Raw genomic sequence first — 17017 nt, 5'->3', positions numbered from 1 at the left:
ATGGCGTTCGCTGATCACCGGCGGGAGATCGACTGCGCGGCCGTTGTCCGCTGGCTGGTGTGTGTGACCGGCACCGCCATCATCGGTGAGGTGCTGTCGGCTGTCCACTGCCCGGCCGCATGGCTGATCGCCGGACTCGTCGTGTCGGCAGCGACTGCATTGGCATCCGGGCATGAGCTCACCCCGCATCGCCACCTGCTTCGGCCCGCACAGGGAACCATCGGAGTAGTGGCCGCCGCGCCTCTGGCGATGATCTCCGGAGGGGAACTGATCGGAAACCTCGGCGTTTCGCTGGGCACCGCGTTCGCGACTCTGGTCCTCTGCCTGTTCAGTGCGTTCATCCTGTACCGGATGGCACGGGAGATGGACCCGCCGACCGCCGTCCTGTCCACCCTCGCTGGAGGTGCCAGCGGAATATCCACGATGGCTCCAGAGCTGGGCGTCGATCATCGGTACGTGTCGATGTCCCAGTACTTCAGACTGGTGATAGTGACCTTGACTCTGCCTGCCCTGCTGGTCGTCGCAGGAGGCCACGAGGGGACGTCGCACGCCGACGATGCGAGTCTCACGCCATTCACGGCGCTACTGCTGGTCGTGCTGATCGTCGGCGTCGGGCACGTCGGCAAATGGTTACACCTGCCCTCGCCATTTCTCCTCGCGCCGCTGATCGTGACTCTCGTGCTCGGCGTATTCAGCGATGTGACACCTGTCCCGACCGGCGCAGTGACCGCGCTGGCGTACGTGGTGATCGGGTGGCAGGCGGGAGGGTCCCTCTCTCGCGCGAGCGTTCGCGCCTTCGGACGACTGCTCCCGGTGACTCTCAGTATTATCGCCCTGACGATCCTCGGATGCCTCGCGATGGCGTGGGCGATGTCCGCGACGATGTCACTCTCGTTCAGCGATGCGTACCTGGCCACGACGCCCGGTGGCATCTATGCCGCGCTGGCGGTGGCGCAGAGCGCCGGAGCCGGACCGATCGTCACCACTGCGCAGGTCGTTCGCCTCATCGTCATGCTGATCACGGCGATCGCCGTCGCCAGGTACTTCGCCCGGAAGCACGCAAAGGACGTCGACTCTGTCGCGTCGGCGGCGGTGTCGGAACGCCTCGTGCGATGAGCTGATCGCGGTGCGGTCCGGTCCGCTGCCGCGACCCGCACCTGTTAGCCGCGATGGACTGTGCGGTCCGCGAAGTCTCGGTACTCTCCAATCCGTAGTCTCGAACGCGTGCACATCCCCGCCGCGTTGGACGAGCAGCGTCGCCTCGGCGATGACTGGGCGCACTGGCTCGATCGGCTCCCTCGCCTGTGCGACGATCTCCTCGACGAGTGGCGACTGACACCGACGGGTGATCCGATGCACGGGTTCGCCTCCGTCGTCGTTCCGGTCCGAGGCGCTGACGGTGCGGCGGTTCTCAAGGTCGGGTTCGACGGTTCGCCCGAGACAGCTCAGGAACATCTCGCTCTCCAACACTGGGCGGGCGACGGGGCGGTCACGATGTTCCGGGCCGATCCCCGTCGCCGGGCTCTGCTGCTCGAGCGGCTTCACAGCCAGAATCTGACGCAGGAGTGGGACCTGCAGGCGTGTGAGATCGTCGCAGACCTGTACGGGCGCCTGCATCGTCAGGCTCCGCCTCGGCTGGCGCCGCTCTCCGGATTCCTGAGGCCGTGGCTCGACGCCCTCGAACGTGATGCCGCCGACGTTCCGATGCCGCCGCGACTGGTCGCGCACGCACTGGCGCGGGGGCGTGCCTTCGCCGACGACATGGCGTGCGACGGCGTGATGATCCACGGCGATCTGCACTACGAGAACGTCCTCGCCGCCGACCGCGAACCGTGGCTGGCGATCGACCCGCAGCCGATGTCCGGCGACCCGCACTACGAGATCGCTCCGCTCCTGTGGAACAGGTGGGACGAGATGTCGGGCTACCTGCGCGAATCGATCCAGCGACGCTTCTACACCACGGTCGAGGCCGCGGGCTTGGACGACGAACGCGCCCGCGACTGGGTCATCGTCCGCATGGTCCTCAATGCACACTGGACCGTCGTCGACGCCAAACGCTTGCATCATTCGCTCACCGACGCTGACCGGACATGGATCACCACCTGCATCAGCGTCGCAAAGGCGGTACAGCGGTAGAGGATCGTTTTACCTTCCGGTTGGTAAAGTTGATGCATGACTGCCGACACCAAGGAACGCATACTGCGCGGCGCGAGTGAGTTGGCGGCCGAGAACGACTCGATCCAGGGAGTGACGATCTCGTTGGAGTCGGTCGCTCGGCAAGCGGGACTGACTAAACCCGGCCTCATGTATCACTTCCCGACCAAGGAAGCGCTCATGATCGGCCTCGTGGAGTACGCGGCGCGACGCTGGCACGATCTGTTGCGCGAGCACTGCGACGCCGAGCCCGAGACCCTCACGGCCTTCGAGCGCACTCGCGCCTATGTGACCGTGTGGACCACCGCCGAGGTCTCGCGTGCCGACTACTGGATCTTCACCGATGCGCAGTACCACCCACGACTGGCACAGGAGTGGCGCCGCAAACTCAGCCCGTGGAACGACGTCGAAGGACTGCCGGGTGAGGTGAAATCGCTGCTGACCGCCGCGCGATTCTGCGCCGACGGCGCCTGGATGTCCGAGGCGACCGGCGTATTCCGTGCCGACGACCTCGCTGCCGTCCGCCTGCATGCTCTCGGTCTCGTCGACGCCGCCGAGGGACTCTCATGAGTGCACGAGGACTCCTCGCGGGCGCGATCGTCGCCGAAGTGGCCGCGACCCTGGCTCTGCGTGCGAGCGTCGATCATGTGGCGTGGACCATCGCGGTCGTCGCGGGCTACGTCGCAGCGTTCATCCTTCTCGGACTCACCCTGCGAGCCGGGATGGCCATCGGAGCCGTCTACGGGATCTGGGGTGCGTGCGGTGTCTGCCTCGTCGCAGTCCTTGGCATCCTCGTGTTCAACGAGACCCTCAGCGGTGCGGCGCTAGCCGGGATCGGGTTGATCGTGGTCGGGGTGCTCCTCATCGAGACTGATCCGCGGCGATCGGAGCCCGGTGTGCCCGAAGAGGTGGGCCTGTGACGTGGCTGTGGCTCGCGGCGGCCATCGTCAGTGAGGTCGCGGCGACGCTCAGCCTGCGCGCGTCCGACGGTCTCCGCCGACGTCGCTGGTTGATCCTTGTCGTCATCGGCTACGTCGCTGCATTCGGATCTCTCGCGATGTCCCTGTCGGCGGGCATGGCGATCGGCGTCGCCTACGGCGTGTGGACGGCCACCGGGATCGTGCTCGTCGCACTGTTGGCGCGGGCGATCTGGCGCGACCCGATCACCCCGCGGATGCTCCTCGGCATGGCGGTCATCATCGCCGGTGTGCTGCTCGTCGAACTCGGGTAGCGACTAGCGGCGACGGAAGTCGATCGGGAGGCCGTCGGCGGGGGTGGGGCCCGTGCCGTACTCGAGGTCGAGCCGGTAGTCGTCGGGGACGGACCACTCGAAGGCGAGCAGCAACTGGTGCATGATCGCCTTGACCTCCATCCCGCCGAAGTACAGGCCGATGCACTTGTGTGCGCCGCCGCCGAACGGCGACCATGCGAATCGGTGCACCTTGTCTTCACGCCGTTCCGGGGAGAACCTTTCAGGGTCGAACTTCGTCGGCTCGGGCCACCACTCCTCGCGCAGCATCGTGGCCCACGGGTGGATCGAGATCAGTGTGTCGGCCGGGATGTAGTGGCCGAGGATCTCGGTGTCCTCGATCGTCTTGCGGAACAGCATGCCGACCGGGGCGTTGAGTCGCAGGGTCTCTTTGAACGCCATATCCAGGCTCGGCAGTGCGTCCTGGTCCTCGTAGGCGAGCGTCGGCTTCCCGAGCGCAAGTGACTCCTTGCGCAGGCGCTCCTGCCATTCGGGGTTGCGCCCCAGGTAGTGGGTCAGCATCGACAACGCGATGGTGCTCGTATCGTGGGCCGCCATCATCACGAAGATCATGTGGTTGACGATGTCCTCGTCGTCGAACGTGTTGCCCTCGTCGTCTTCGCTGTTACACAGGACGGAGAACAGGTCGTCGCCGTCGCTGCCGCGTCGCGCCGGGATCTCCGAACGGAAGTACTCCTGGAGTAGTTCGCGTCCGCGCAGCCCGCGTGCCCATGTGAAGTTCGCGACGTCCTGTCGGATGATGGCCTGCCCGCCGTGGACCGCGGCCTCGAACGCGTCCTCGAGCTTGTGGTTCTCCGACTCGGACAGCGACGATCCGAGGAACACTTCGGACGCGAGAGACAGCAGAAGCTTCTTGGTGGTCGAGTACATCGCAAAGCCGTCGCCGACCTCCCACGTCGCGAGCGACTTCTCGATGAACGGATTCATCAGGTCGAGGTATCCGATGAGGCGGTTCTTGGCGAACGCCTGCTGCATGATGCGTCGGTGATGCATGTGCTCGGGCTGATCCATCAGCATGATTCCGCGGTGGAAGAACGGCCCGATCATCACCTCCCAGCCACGTTCGCTGGAGAACGCCTTCGTCTTGTTCATCCACGCGACTTCGACGGCATCGGGGCCGATGAGCGTCACCAGTTCGATGTTGAGCATGCGCGTCCACGAGACCGGTCCGAACTCTTCGAACTGCTCCATCGCCTTCGTCAACGGATCGCTGAGGAAATCGAACGTCGCGCCGATGAACGGTGCCCCGGCGGTGCCCATGACCGGCTTGAGTCCCGAACCTGCGGGTGGTTCGGCCAGTGGGGTCGGGGGGCTCGGGTAGGCGGCCGCCGCTCTGGCCAGCGCCGACTGCACCGTCTTGGTCGCTGTCCTGGTCAATTCTGTCTTGGTGGGCATCGACATCGCTGCCTCCGAACCTGTTTCGCCGAGTTGGTCCTTGGAACGTAACTAAAGTTACGTTCCAAGTCCAGGGAACGGCGGAACTCGCCTACCCTTCGGGAATCTCGCCCTTCCGATACCCGGGCAGGCGAGAGGCCGGGATGATCGCCGTCGCGCTGATACCGGCGAGGATCAGCAGCCCGTACTTCAACGTCGAGAGTCGTGAGTCCTCGTTGACCTCGATCGCAGCGTCGATCTGTTGAGGGCTGGCCGTCGTCTGCGTTGAGAGGGTCTCGCGCAGACCGTCGTTGCTGACGAAGTTGACGTTGTCGAGGTCCACCTGCGAGACGAGGTCGTCCGGCAGTTCGGGGTGCGAAGCGACCGACGAGGCGACGGCGAACCCGAGGATCGACACCAGGAGCGCGCCGATCGTCGCCGTTCCGACCGCCGACGCCAGGTTCTGGGTGGTGCCTCGGATCGATCCGACGTCGCCCGCGCGTGCCTTCGGCGCCGACGTGACGAGCACGTTGAACACGAGAGTGACCAGAGCGCCTTGACCGATGCCGAACACGATCAGGCCGATGATGGTCGACATCGTCTGCCAGTTGTTCGTCACGACGAACGCCAGCCACACCAGCGCGATGGTCGTGAGGATGAATGCGGCCGTGCCGATGATGCGCGGACTGTAGGTCTTGTAGACCCGGACCACGAGCATCGCCGTCACGAACACCGTCAAGTTGAACGGAATCATCGCCAGCGAGGTGTCGAACGGACTGCGACCCTGCACGATCTGGATGTACAGCGGCACAGTGAAATTGAGGGCCGCCTCCATCGCGACGACGATGAACATCGCGTAGACGGCTGCGCGTTCACGGGAACTGCCGAGGACAGACAGGTCCACCAGCGGGACCCGGCCGCTGCGCTGTCGCCGTCGCGTCCACAGGAAGAACGCCTGGCCGATGACCAGTCCGACGATGATGAGGACCGGGGCCGGGGAGACCCCCACGAGGTCGAACGGCGCGGCGTCGTCGGCGAAGAACACGCCCCACGCGTTCAGGTTGTTGAAGCCGACGGTCAACAAGACGACGGCGATACCGATCAGGACGGCGGCCACCACGTCGATGTCGATGCTGCGGTCACCGGTGTCGGGCCGCAACGTGAAGCTCAATGCGAACACGATCACCGCGAAGACCAAGACGATCATGAACACCGGGCGCCAGCCGACCAGGGAGCCGAGCGCGCCGCCGAGGAAGAACGCCGACATACCCGAGATGGCGCGCGCCGAGCCGAGTGACCCGACCGCGCTGGCCTGCTGGTCGCCCTTGTAGTTCTCGGCGATCAACGCGACGAGAGCGGGCACGATGAAGGCCGCGGACGCCCCGGCCACGGCTTGGCCCGCGATGGCCCACGTCACCGATTGTGAGACGATCATCAGCACCGACGAGCACGCGAATGTGAAGACGACGATCCGGAAGATCTTCACCCAGCCGACGCGTTGGCCGAGCTTGCCACCCAGCATGACCAGGGCGGCGACCGCGATGCCGTACGCGACGATCGTCGTGCTGACCGCCGTCGGCGCGACGTCGAAGTCGTCGACCATGCCGCCGATCGAGACCGGCAGTGCCGCGACGTTGAACGACATCAAGACCTGGGCGAAGAAGAAGCAGACGAGGGGGAGCCACGAGGAGCGCTCCGAGGTCTCGGGCGGGCGCGCTTGATCGGTGGTCATTGGTCGTCTCCGTTCGACCGGGCACTGTCGACGTTCGAGGCGAAGACATTGAGTCCAAGCGCTCGCGAGAGGTGGGCCGTTGCCTGCTGTCCGCGGATGCTGTTGCCCGCCGAGTCGAGGAGAGGGGAGAAGGTTCCGATGGCGCCCTTGCCCGGTGCGATGGCGACGATGCCCCCGGAGACTCCGGACTTCGCGGGCAGCCCGACCTCGAACAGCCAGTCGCCCGAACGCTCGTACAGCCCGGTGGAGGCCAGCACGGCGAGTGTGTCACGGCAGACGTCGGGGGAGACGACGCGCGCGCCCGTCACCGGGTTGATCCCGCCTGCCGACAGCGTCGCCCCCATCACCGCGAGGTCGCGGGTGGTGACCAGCAGCGAGCACTGGCGCGTGTAGACGTCGACGGCGTCCATCGGGTCGCCGGTGATCTGGTGGTAGCTCTCCAGAAGACGGGCCAGGGCCTTGTTGCGCTGGTTGTTCGCGATCTCCGAGCGATAGACGGCGCCGTCGAGCTCGATCGAGCGCCCGGCGAACCGGGACATGCCGGTGCGGATGTTCTCCCACTGCTCGACGGACGTGTCACCCGGCATGAACGATGTCGTCGCGATTGCACCGGCGTTCACCATCGGGTTCATCGGGTGGCCGTCGTTGAGCTCGATAGCCATCACCGAGTTGAACGAGAGACCCGTGTTGTTCACGCCGATATGCTCGCGGACCACGTTGTGTCCGAGGGCCTCGCCGACGAGTGCGTAGACGAAGGCCTTCGAGATCGACTGGATCGAGAACGCGACGTCGGCGTCGCCCGCGCTGTAGAGACCACCGGACGCGTCGGCGACGGTGATTCCGAACAGCGATGGGTCAGCGTTGGCCAGCTGTGGAATGTAGTCGGCGACCTGCCCGCCCTCATGCTCGGAGTAGCTCTCGTGCGCGTACTCCACGATGGTCTTGATCCGGTCGCCGGCAGGCATGTTTCCGGTCGAGACCCGTTGGGGCACTGGCTCGATGGCGGCGGCGTCGAGCGGTGGTAGATCAGGCCCTGTCATCACTCAAGGGAAACACACGTCGAGCCGCTTCGTTCGGTCACCGAGACTTCTGTCCGGCGCGTCAGTGCATGGTCGTCTCGACGGCCTGTTCGACGTCGTCGGTTCGCTGCGGTCGACGCACCAGAAGCGACAGGACGACGGCGAGGACCGCGAAGCCCGCTCCCCAGTAGAAGGCTTGGTGAATGCCGTGCGCTTGAGCCTGGACGGGGTCGACGCCGTCATTGATCTCGGCCGTCATTCCCCGCGTCATCACCGTGATGAACAGTGCGGTGCCCGCGGCTCCGGCGAGTTGCTGCAGGGTGTTCTGGATGGCGCTCGCATGCGAATACATCATGGGCGGCACCGAACCGAGTGCAGACGTCATCAGCGGAGTCATCATCGAACCGAGCCCCAGGCTCAGAAGCACGTGGATGCCGACGACCTTCCACTCCTGGTTGGTGAACATCGCGAACTCGGACGTCGCGGGCTCGGCGTTGAGCGTGGTCAGCAGGATCAGAGCGATGGTCACCAGAATCGCGCCGGGTGTGACGAGCGGCCGCGGACCGACCTTGTCGTAGAGCGCGCCGATGAAGGGAGCGATCAGTCCCATCACAAGACCGCCGGGCAGCAGAACCAGGCCGGTCTCCATGGTGCTCGCGTGCCACACGTTCTGCATGAACAGCGGCAACAGCATGATCGCGCCGAACAACGCCGCCATCGCGACCAACAGAATGATGATGCCGACGGTGAAGGTGCGGGTCTTGAACGGGCGGAGGTCCAGGAGCGCGGATTCGGTGGCCTGCAGGCTGATCTGGCGCCAGACGAACAGTGCGAGGCCGGCGACGCCGATGACGATCGGGACCCACGGCGGCACCGCGGTGTCGCCGGTCGCGGCCTCGCCGATGCTGTTGAGCCCGTAGATGAGGCCGGCGAACGCGATCACCGACAGCAAGACGGAGGCGAAGTCGAACGGTGCCTTGCGTGGAGTCGTGATGTTGCGGACCAACACGATTCCCAGGAGCAGTGCGACGACGGCGATCGGCAGCATGAAGTAGAACATCCACCGCCAGTCGAGGTGGTCGAGGATCGCTCCGGAGATCGTCGGACCGATCGCAGGCGCGACCGCGATGACGATCGAGATGAACCCCATCACGGTTCCGCGCCGATGCTCGGGGATGAAGGTCAGGACGGTCGTGATCATCAGCGGGATCATCACTGCGGTGCCCGACGCCTGGATGACGCGGCCGATCACGAGGATCCCGAAACCGGGGGATAGCGCGGCGAGAACGGTGCCCGCGGTGAACAACGACATCGCGGTTATGAACACCGCACGCGTCGAGAAGCGTTGCAGCAGAAAGCCGGTTGTCGGGATGACGACGGCCATCGTCAGCATGAACGCGGTGGTCAACCACTGTGCGGTGCTGGCGGTGATCTCCAGGTCCACCATCAGGACCGGGATGGCGACGCTCATGATCGTCTCGTTGAGGATCATCACGAACGTGGCGACCAACAGGAGCACGATGACGAGGTTCACCGATGCAGGCGGCGGTGCGGTGGGGGCCGCGGTCGAGTGTGCGGTGGAGTTTTCCTGGCTGGCCGCGTCGGGTGTGCGGTCGTCGAGACTCACGACGAGTCCTCTCGAATAGTTGTCTGCGTGCGGTGGCACGCGAGAAGCAGAAAGGGTTCCTGGAAAGAATCCATTGTTCGGACTACCAGTGTCAATCGGATTCTCCGGCGAGCGGCATGGCACGTCTGTGATGTGTCGAGGTCGCATCTGTGCCAGATCGGCGCGAGTCCCACATGCCCGGACTAACAATGGAAGCCGGGAGAAGCGTCGGCCGAATCGTGTCGGGTGGCGTGCGACGACACGCTGAGATAGGGAGTTTTGATTTCAATGCCAGAGAATTTCGACGGACAGGTCGTCTTGATCACCGGTGGTGCACGTGGCCAGGGACGGGCGCACGCGCTGGCGTTCGCCGCGCGGGGCGCCGACATCGTCCTGTGCGACCGCTGCGCGGACTCGGCTGCTGTCCGGTATCCGCTGGCGACCGAAGCCGATCTCGCCGAGACCGTCCGGATGGTCGAGTCCACCGGACGCCGATGCGTCTCGGCCGTCCTCGACACCGCCGACCGGACTGCGCTCGATGCACTCGTCGCCCGCGCCGAATCGGAGTTGGGCCGTATCGACACCGCGGTCGCGAATGCGGGCGTCTCGGTCGTGGCCCCCGTCCAGTCGATGAGCGACGAGATGTGGTCGGAAGTGATCGGCTCCAACCTCACCGGTGTGTTCAACACTGTCGCAGCCGTGGCGCCGGGGATGATCCAGCGCGGCTACGGCCGCATCGTCACCATCTCGTCGATGCTCGGCCGTGCGGGCAATACGAACATGGTCGGCTACGCGGCCTCCAAGTGGGGAGTCATCGGACTCACCAAGAGTGCCGCTCTGGACCTCGCGGGTCACGGGATCACCGTCAACGCCATTGCGCCGGGCAATATCTCGACGCCCATGGTGCACAACGACGGGCTCTACGCGATGATGCGTCCCGATCTCGAACATCCCACGCGTGATGACGTCGCCCCGATCTTTGAGTCGTTGCACGCGCAGCCGGTGCCGTGGCTCGAACCCGAGGAGATCACCCGAGTGGTCCTCTTCCTCGCCGACCAGGGCAGCGCGCACATTAGCGGCATCGTCGTACCGGTCGATGCCGGCAACGCCGCGCGCGTCACGGGCTGATCCGTCAGACGGTGCGGCAACGCATCCTCCGGTGAGTCGTCGCACCATCATTGCGTCTTAGCAGCCTCCGCGGAGGCTGCTAAGACGCAATGAGCAGGCGAAACGGTATCCGAGGTTGCGGCGCAAAAGCCGAGGCGGCGGTCTCTCCGAGAGTCCGGGATTGTTCTGTAGACGAGGGAGTCGCGGAGGGCGCCTGACAGTCGCCAAGGCATAGTTGGTGACGGGGCTCGTTTCGCGGGCAAGGCGTCCGCGGCGTGAACAGCACTCAGAGAGTGAGGTTGTGGTGGCTAATGGCAAAGTCGTGTACTTCGATTCGAACCGTGGGTTCGGTTTCCTCGCGGCGGAGGGCGGTGGGGACGACGTGTTCCTGCACATCAATGACATCAGCATCGACGAGAGCCTGCTGTTGCCGGGCGCGGTAGTGGAGTTCGACGTCGAGAGCACCGAGCGCGGCTCCAAAGCGTTGAATTTGAGCGTCACGCAGGAGGCTCCGGCGGGCGGCGATCCTGCAGCTGAGCGCGGATTCCGCCGGGACCGTGGCCGCAGCGATCGCAGTGAGCATCCGGGCCGCCGCGATGAGCGTGGGCCGGCCCGAAATCTCGGTGGTTCGCTGTCCGACGACATCACCGAGTTGTTGCTCGATGCGTCGCCCGACCTGGCTGCGCGCCAGGTGACAGCGATCCGTTCGCGGATTCTCGATTTCGCGACTGCCCGTGGGTGGTTGAACGACTGATCGTCGCAGGCCGGGCCCGTTGGCTTTTCATTTCGCCCAGGCGGGCGCGAACGTATGGGACCGTGCCGCCAGGACATCAGAACGCCCAGTGGTTCCCGAATCAGGAGCCATCGGACGGCGATGCTTCTGGAGGGGTCGCGCGTGCGCACTCCCACCCGTCCGGGATGGTTCCATCGACGAGGAAGTCGCGGAGGAACGCCCGGGAGCCATCGTCCATGTCGGCGTCCATGTGCGGGTAGATCACCGGCTCCTCTTTGCTGTTGTGATTGGCCAGCAACTCCAACATCGTGGTGCACTCGGCGATCAACTCGGCACGCCGCGGGGACTGGTCGACGTCATCGGCCGCCAACCGACGGTCGAGATCGGCCATCCGCCGCCACATCTCGCCGTGCTCACCGAGCATCACCATGATCGGCATCATCAATGGGCCATTGCGCAGCTGAGGGAAGACGAGCTCTTCTTCGAGATAGATGTGCCGTCGGAGTGCCTGCATTGCTTGCTTGAGTGGCGTCGACCAGGCTTGAACCGAGTCGCCGGGCTTCGAAGCAGTGAACGTCGCGATGCCGTCGTCAATGGCGTGATGCTCTTCGGTGAGTGCTTCGGCGAGAGTCGAATCTGACACGGTGCTCCCTCTTTTTTTGGATATTCGATCGGGGCGGGCGGGCGCGGTCTGCGACTCAGACGCGGGACAGTCGCAGGCGCCACGCCTCGGGACCCTGTTCGAGATATTCCACCCGGATGTGGCCGCCGCTGCGATCGGCGAGCTGGTGTAGCAGGGGGACAGGGTCGTGGTGGGCCACCAGGATCATGGACTCACCCGGGGCGACGGCGTCGAATGCGCCGAATACCGTTGCATGGCGGATGGCGTGCGGGATCTCGCGGACGTCGAGTTCGGGTTCTCCGTGATCGTGCTCGCCGCACGAGCATCCGCTTGAACCCGAAGCTTCGGCGGCAGGCGCGGCGGCGGGGAGATCGGTGATCAGGTCCGCGAGCGACACGGAGGCGTCCTCCGCGAGTGCAGGCAGGAGCAGGTCGCCGACATTACCGAAGAATGCTTCCGCCAGGACGCGCAGCGCGCTCACATCGACGGCAGTGTGCACGGCGTCCGATCCGGAGGCGTTGACTCGCTCGACCAGTTGAGTGAGCATCCGTGACTCTGCGGCGAGGCCGTCCACCAGGAGGCGTGCGTGGTCGACCGCCGCAGCTTCCGGGAACAGACGACGCTGAGCGACGTCGAGCCACGCACCCACGTTGTTCGAGGCGAACGCGGACGCCGCGGTGCGTGCCTCGTCGAGCCCCGCCCCGGACGCGGCGGCTCGTAGAACAGCCGAATCGACCGCCGACATGCGGCCCGTCAGTTCGGCGATCGCCTGCCGTTGCTGCTCGAGTGCGTCCGCGTCTGCGGCATTCGAGGCCATGGTCATGTCGTTGCTCGTCATTCCGAAGTGTCCTTCCGCAAGTGTCGGCTGTCTCGGGAGTTTCGTTGTAGCCGATTGCCCTTCCATTTAATACACTAATAGCCGTGAATAATAGTCCACGGCCGCTCGGACCTGATCCGACGCCGAACACCGCGCCCGATCTGACCGCTGCTCAGCGCGCGACACTGGACATGCTTCGTGGTGCGAGTGAACCCGCACGCGTTCGGGACGTTGCCGCGCGGTTGGGGCTGCACACCAACACCGTCCGCGAGCATCTCGACGCTCTCGTGGGTGTCGGTCTGGCGACGCGTATCCGGGCCGAGGCCGTCGGTCGAGGGCGGCCAGCGTGGAGGTACGCGGCAGTCGCGGCCGACGACGTTGCCGTGCGTGCGTACACCGGGATGGCCGTCGCGTTGGCCGGTCATCTGCGTCGCACGGCCGACGACCCCGCCGCGCAAGCGCTAGAGCTGGGACGGTCCTGGGGGAGTGACCTGGCGAGCGGACGTCCGCGAACCGGAGGCGACAGCCGGACGCAGGTCCTGGCGCACCTCACTGATTTCGGTTTCGCGCCGGTTGACGAGTCCACCACCATCGCACTCACGCGCTGCCCGCTGCTCGACGCCGCGCGCCGCTACCCGGACATCACCTGCCAGATCCATCGGGGTCTCGTCCAGGGGGCGCTCGACGCGCTCGGCGATACCCGCACGCGTCCGGTGCTGATTCCGTTCGCGGCGCGTGGTTCGTGCACACTGCGGCTCGATCACCTGCAGGTGCCCGAGCGCAACGAATCGTGATTCTCGAGCGCAGAGACCGATGAACACCGAGCGCAGCACAGCGACACCGAATGTCGTTCGGCTCGCGTTGCTGGCCTGTGGCGGTGCCGCCCTACTCGCCGGACTCGATGCCGCGTTGCTCCTGCTCGGTGTCGGCGCCCCGGTCAGCGTCGGGCGTCTCGCCGATGTCCATGGCTTACTCATGGTCTACGGCTTCGTCGGCACGTTGGTGTCTCTTGAGCGCGCCGTCGCACTCGGCAAGACGTGGGCGTTCCTGGCGCCGGTCGGGCTGGGTCTCGGTGGACTGGCATTGGTGCTGGTCGAGCCATCGGCGGTCGGTGGCGGCCTTCTTGTCTTCGGGTCCGTGGTGTTGGCTGCAACGTATGTGCCGCTCTGGCAACGCAATTCCGCGACTTCCGTGCTGTTGCAAGCGGCAGGCGCCGTGCTTGCGGCCGGCGGAGCAGTGCTGTTCGCGGCGGGTATCCCGGTCCCGTGGCTGTTGCCGTGGATGGCCGGTTTCCTGGTACTCACCATCGGAGGCGAGCGGCTGGAGTTGGCGCGTGTGGCGTTCGGCGTGAGCCACACCGAGACCGGTGCGTTGGTCACTTGCAGCGCTCTGATGCTTGCGGTTCCCGCATCCCTGCTGTGGTCGGTGGCCGGCTACCGCGTCCTCGGCGGGGCCCTCCTCATCGTGACCGGGTGGCTGGGCCGGTACGACATAGCCCGCCGGACCGTTCACGCCGCCGGATTGGCACGGTTCAGTGCCTACTGCCTGCTGGGCGGCTATCTGTGGCTGGTGGTCGCGGGCGGTGTCTGGCTCATCGGTGGACCGGTCCGGTCGGGCGCCGGGTACGACGCCGCTGCGCACGCGGTGTTCCTCGGATTCGTGATGTCGATGATCTTCGCGCATGCGCCGATCATTCTGCCCGCGGTGCTGCGTCGGCCGTTGCCGTACCACCCGATCATGTACGTCCCCGCCGGGTTGTTGCACCTGTCACTCGCGGTGCGGATCGTCGTAGGCGACGGCGCAGACCAACGCTGGGCGGTGGAGGCAGGCGGTATCGGCAACGTGGTCGCGATCCTCGCTTTCCTGGTCATCGCCGTGGGATCGGCGCTCTCGGCGCGCGGCGAGACCCAGGCGAAGCGGGAGGCCGGCACATGACTCTCCGGACCTGGAATCTTCGCGTCGGCGTCGTCGTGTTCATCTGGCTGTCGGCGCTGTTGGGAGTAGCTCTCGCAGGAGACGCCGTGACCGGCAGACCCTGGCTGATTATCCATCTGCTCGGCCTCGGTGCCGCCAGCAATGCGATCCTCATCTGGAGCTGGTACTTCACCGAGGCCGTTCTGCGGCTCTCGCATTCGGACCATCGCATTCTGCACGCCGCGCGGCTGACGATGTTCAACGTCGGAGCCGGCACCGTTGTCGTCTCATACGGGGTCATCAGCGTTCGGGAGGGCGAGGTCTCGGCCGGTCTGTGGTCCGCGGTCCTGGCCGGGGCGGTCGTCGCGTTCGCCGCGATCGCGTGGCACAGCATCGCGTTGCTGTGCCGCGTTCGGGCCGCGCTGTCGGCGCGGTTCGCGGTGATGGTGCACTTCTATGTCGCTGCAGGTGTCGCCTTGTTGGTCGGTATCGGGTTCGGTGCCGCTAGTGCCCGCGGTGACCTGCCCGGCGACTGGCCCGCCCGACTCGCCGTCGCGCATTCGACCCTCAACGTATTCGGGTGGGTCGGTCTCACCGTCATCGGCACGCTCGTCACCTTCTGGCCCACCATCCTCCGGACCCGAATGGCCGTCGGCGTCGAGGAGGCGGCTGCCCGCGGATTACCGCTGTTGTGCAGTTCGATCGCCGTGACCGTGGTCGGCGCGCTCATCGGGGTGCAGTCGGTGGCCGCGATCGGGCTGGCCGTGTACGCAGCCGCGCTGGCCTACGTGGTGTGGGCACACGCCGACGAGGTGCGTCGTAAACCGCCGACCAGTTTCGCTGGGCTCTCGGTGCTCGCCGGTGTGATCTGGCTGCTCGTCGCGCTCGTCGTCGGTGCCGTCGCCTACTTCACCGCGCCCGACTGGATCGCCGTACACGACCGGTTGAACGACCTGACGACCGCGCTCCTCGGCGGGTTCTTGGCGCAGGTGCTTCTCGGCGCACTCAGTTACCTCGTCCCGGTGGTCCTCGGCAGAAAGCCGTCGGCCACACAGGCCGGAACACGGATGCTCGACATCGCAGGTCCCGCTCGCGTCGGCGCAGCCAACGCCGGACTGTTGGTGTGGACGTTGCCCGGATCCGGCTGGCCGCACACACTTTCGGCAGCCGTCGCGGTCGTTGCGCTGGGGTCATTCATCCCGCTCGTCATCTGGGCGACGGTCGCATCGTCCCGCAGGCAGATCGCGGCGCGACCGCGGGCCACCGCTCGGCCCAGCGGAGTCGTCCTCGGGTCGATGGCCGCCGGGGTCGCTGCGGTCGTGGTGGCTGCCGCCGTCGGCGTGGCCGTCGATCCAGCTGCTGTCGGACTTCCGGCGCGCAGCGACGGCGCCCCGCCGCTGCGACCGGGCAGACCACTAGCGTACAAATCGGCATTACCGGCATGCGGTTCACACCGGGGCGCATCGAGGTTCCGCGCGGCAACCGGTTGGTGATCGACCTGGCCAACACTGGTACTGAAACCCACGATCTCGTTTTGGCAGACGGCCACAGCACTCCGCGTCTTGCGCCGGGGGAGAAGGCCACTCTGGACGCCGGGGTCATCGGCGGCGACGAGCAAGGGTGGTGTTCGCTGCCCGGGCACCGACAGATGGGCATGGTGCTCGACGTCGTCGCGACGGGCAGCGGCGGCCCGGCAACAGATCCGCCCGCAGATCACCACACGCCGTCCGCGACTCCAGACCTCGCGGCAGACCCGGGTCCCAGCTTCGTCGCTCGCGACCCGCGCCTTCCCGCAGCATCCCCGGAGACGTTGCACCGTTACAGATTCGACGTCCGCGATGTGCAACGGGAGGTGGCCCCCGCTGTCACCGTGACCGAATGGCCGTATGGGACGGTCGCCGCTGACGGCTCGTACAGCGGTAGCGCACCTGGCCCCACCCTGCGTGGCAAGGTGGGCGACACGTTCGAGATCACCTTGGTCAACAACGCGACAATGGGACACTCGATCGACTTTCACGCCGGTGCTCTGGCACCCGACGGACCGATGCGGACCATCGAGCCCGGACAGTCGCTCATCTATCGATTCACCGCCAAGCACAGCGGCGTCTGGCTCTATCACTGCTCGACGATGCCGATGTCGTTGCACGCCGCCAACGGCATGTTCGGTGCGGTGATCATCGACCCGCCCGATTTGCCGCCCGTCGATCAGGAATACGTGCTGGTGCAGTCGGAGATGTTCTACGGCGGCGCCGACGGTGCAGACCCCGCCGCGGTGGCCGACGACCGCGCCGATCTCATCGTGTTCAACGGCTACGCCAACCAGTACGACCATACGCCGCTCACCGCGAGAGTCGGTCAGCGCGTGCGTATCTGGGTGTTAGCGGCCGGCCCGAACCGGGGTAGCGCATTTCATGTGGTCGGTGGACAGTTCGACACAGTCTTCAAAGAGGGCGCTTACCTGCTGCGGCCTGGCAACGCGGAGTCGGGTGGGAGTCAGGTGCTCGACCTCGCACCCGCACAAGGCGGCTTCGTCGAACTGACTTTCCCCGAAGCTGGCCGGTATCCGTTCGTGACGCATGCGATGGCCGACGCCGAGAAAGGCGCCCACGGGATCGTGGTGGTCGAGTGACGGGCGGCAGGCCACTGCCTCTCACCTGCAACTTCGGTTC

At 66.0% G+C, this 17017-nt stretch carries 17 protein-coding genes; 11 read left to right on the top strand and 6 right to left on the bottom strand.

Annotated elements, in window-relative coordinates; all coding sequences use genetic code 11:
- The 5 genes from ACTIMF_RS04195 to ACTIMF_RS04175 all read left to right on the top strand — a co-directional run bounded on the left by ACTIMF_RS04195 (nucleotide 1) and on the right by ACTIMF_RS04175 (nucleotide 3385).
- Nucleotides 1-1116, top strand: coding sequence for an AbrB family transcriptional regulator (locus ACTIMF_RS04195; RefSeq protein WP_442349020.1), 1116 nt, complete (start codon nucleotides 1-3; stop codon nucleotides 1114-1116).
- Nucleotides 1117-1224: 108 nt separating this feature from the next.
- The gene (locus tag ACTIMF_RS04190) at nucleotides 1225-2136 is read left to right on the top strand and encodes an aminoglycoside phosphotransferase family protein (RefSeq protein WP_442349019.1); all 912 of its coding nucleotides are present in this window, start codon (nucleotides 1225-1227) and stop codon (nucleotides 2134-2136) included.
- A gap of 36 nt (nucleotides 2137-2172) precedes the next feature.
- The gene (locus tag ACTIMF_RS04185; protein WP_442349018.1) at nucleotides 2173-2724 is read left to right on the top strand and encodes a TetR/AcrR family transcriptional regulator; all 552 of its coding nucleotides are present in this window, start codon (nucleotides 2173-2175) and stop codon (nucleotides 2722-2724) included.
- The gene (locus ACTIMF_RS04180) at nucleotides 2721-3074 is read left to right on the top strand and encodes a DMT family transporter (RefSeq protein WP_442349017.1); all 354 of its coding nucleotides are present in this window, start codon (nucleotides 2721-2723) and stop codon (nucleotides 3072-3074) included. Before ACTIMF_RS04185 ends, ACTIMF_RS04180 begins: the two co-directional genes overlap by 4 nt.
- Complete coding sequence (locus ACTIMF_RS04175) at nucleotides 3071-3385, top strand: DMT family transporter (RefSeq protein WP_442349016.1); 315 nt, start codon at nucleotides 3071-3073, stop codon at nucleotides 3383-3385. The genes ACTIMF_RS04180 and ACTIMF_RS04175 overlap by 4 nt, the downstream gene beginning before the upstream one ends.
- A gap of 3 nt (nucleotides 3386-3388) precedes the next feature.
- On the opposite strand, the gene ACTIMF_RS04170 is transcribed toward ACTIMF_RS04175, so the two are convergent.
- The 4 genes from ACTIMF_RS04170 to ACTIMF_RS04155 form a co-directional block, all read right to left on the bottom strand.
- Entirely contained in the window at nucleotides 3389-4819 is a 1431-nt protein-coding gene (locus ACTIMF_RS04170) for a cytochrome P450 (RefSeq protein WP_442349015.1), read from the bottom strand.
- 91 nt (nucleotides 4820-4910) lie between these two features.
- Nucleotides 4911-6530, bottom strand: coding sequence for an MFS transporter (locus ACTIMF_RS04165; RefSeq protein ID WP_442349014.1), 1620 nt, complete (start codon nucleotides 6528-6530; stop codon nucleotides 4911-4913).
- Nucleotides 6527-7570 (bottom strand): glutaminase A, encoded by a 1044-nt coding sequence (gene glsA, locus ACTIMF_RS04160; protein ID WP_442349013.1) that lies wholly within the window; start codon nucleotides 7568-7570, stop codon nucleotides 6527-6529. The genes ACTIMF_RS04165 and glsA overlap by 4 nt, the downstream gene beginning before the upstream one ends.
- A 61-nt stretch (nucleotides 7571-7631) precedes the next feature.
- On the bottom strand, nucleotides 7632-9176 hold the full coding sequence (locus tag ACTIMF_RS04155) for an MDR family MFS transporter (protein ID WP_442349012.1): 1545 nt from the start codon (nucleotides 9174-9176) through the stop codon (nucleotides 7632-7634).
- 267 nt (nucleotides 9177-9443) lie between these two features.
- Between ACTIMF_RS04155 and ACTIMF_RS04150 the strand changes: the two genes are divergently transcribed.
- Nucleotides 9444-10283: a mycofactocin-coupled SDR family oxidoreductase gene (locus ACTIMF_RS04150; RefSeq protein ID WP_442349011.1), complete on the top strand. Its 840-nt coding sequence runs from the start codon at nucleotides 9444-9446 to the stop codon at nucleotides 10281-10283.
- Nucleotides 10284-10563: 280 nt separating this feature from the next.
- On the top strand, nucleotides 10564-11016 hold the full coding sequence (locus ACTIMF_RS04145) for a cold-shock protein (RefSeq protein ID WP_442349010.1): 453 nt from the start codon (nucleotides 10564-10566) through the stop codon (nucleotides 11014-11016).
- A 100-nt stretch (nucleotides 11017-11116) separates the two neighbouring features.
- Here ACTIMF_RS04145 and ACTIMF_RS04140 read toward each other — a convergent pair whose 3' ends face one another.
- Complete coding sequence (locus ACTIMF_RS04140) at nucleotides 11117-11638, bottom strand: hemerythrin domain-containing protein (protein ID WP_442349009.1); 522 nt, start codon at nucleotides 11636-11638, stop codon at nucleotides 11117-11119.
- Between the two features lie 55 nt (nucleotides 11639-11693).
- Entirely contained in the window at nucleotides 11694-12455 is a 762-nt protein-coding gene (locus tag ACTIMF_RS04135; protein WP_442349008.1) for a DUF2249 domain-containing protein, read from the bottom strand.
- Nucleotides 12456-12538: 83 nt separating this feature from the next.
- Between ACTIMF_RS04135 and ACTIMF_RS04130 the strand changes: the two genes are divergently transcribed.
- Genes ACTIMF_RS04130 through ACTIMF_RS04115 form a run of 4 tightly spaced genes read left to right on the top strand, consistent with a single transcriptional unit; the run spans nucleotide 12539 to nucleotide 16977 of the window.
- Complete coding sequence (locus ACTIMF_RS04130) at nucleotides 12539-13228, top strand: helix-turn-helix transcriptional regulator (protein WP_442349007.1); 690 nt, start codon at nucleotides 12539-12541, stop codon at nucleotides 13226-13228.
- A 19-nt stretch (nucleotides 13229-13247) separates the two neighbouring features.
- Nucleotides 13248-14369, top strand: coding sequence for a hypothetical protein (locus ACTIMF_RS04125; RefSeq protein ID WP_442349006.1), 1122 nt, complete (start codon nucleotides 13248-13250; stop codon nucleotides 14367-14369).
- A complete protein-coding gene (locus ACTIMF_RS04120; protein ID WP_442349005.1) occupies nucleotides 14366-15841 on the top strand; it encodes a hypothetical protein in 1476 nt (491 codons plus the stop codon). The genes ACTIMF_RS04125 and ACTIMF_RS04120 overlap by 4 nt, the downstream gene beginning before the upstream one ends.
- Nucleotides 15790-16977: a multicopper oxidase domain-containing protein gene (locus ACTIMF_RS04115; protein WP_442349004.1), complete on the top strand. Its 1188-nt coding sequence runs from the start codon at nucleotides 15790-15792 to the stop codon at nucleotides 16975-16977. The genes ACTIMF_RS04120 and ACTIMF_RS04115 overlap by 52 nt, the downstream gene beginning before the upstream one ends.
- Nucleotides 16978-17017: the final 40 nt, after the last annotated feature.

The organism is Gordonia sp. (in: high G+C Gram-positive bacteria) (assembly GCF_052106715.1).
Classification (GTDB): domain Bacteria; phylum Actinomycetota; class Actinomycetes; order Mycobacteriales; family Mycobacteriaceae; genus Gordonia.
The sequence above is the reverse complement of the archived record's forward strand: the minus strand, read 5'-3'. Positions and strand labels throughout refer to the sequence as shown.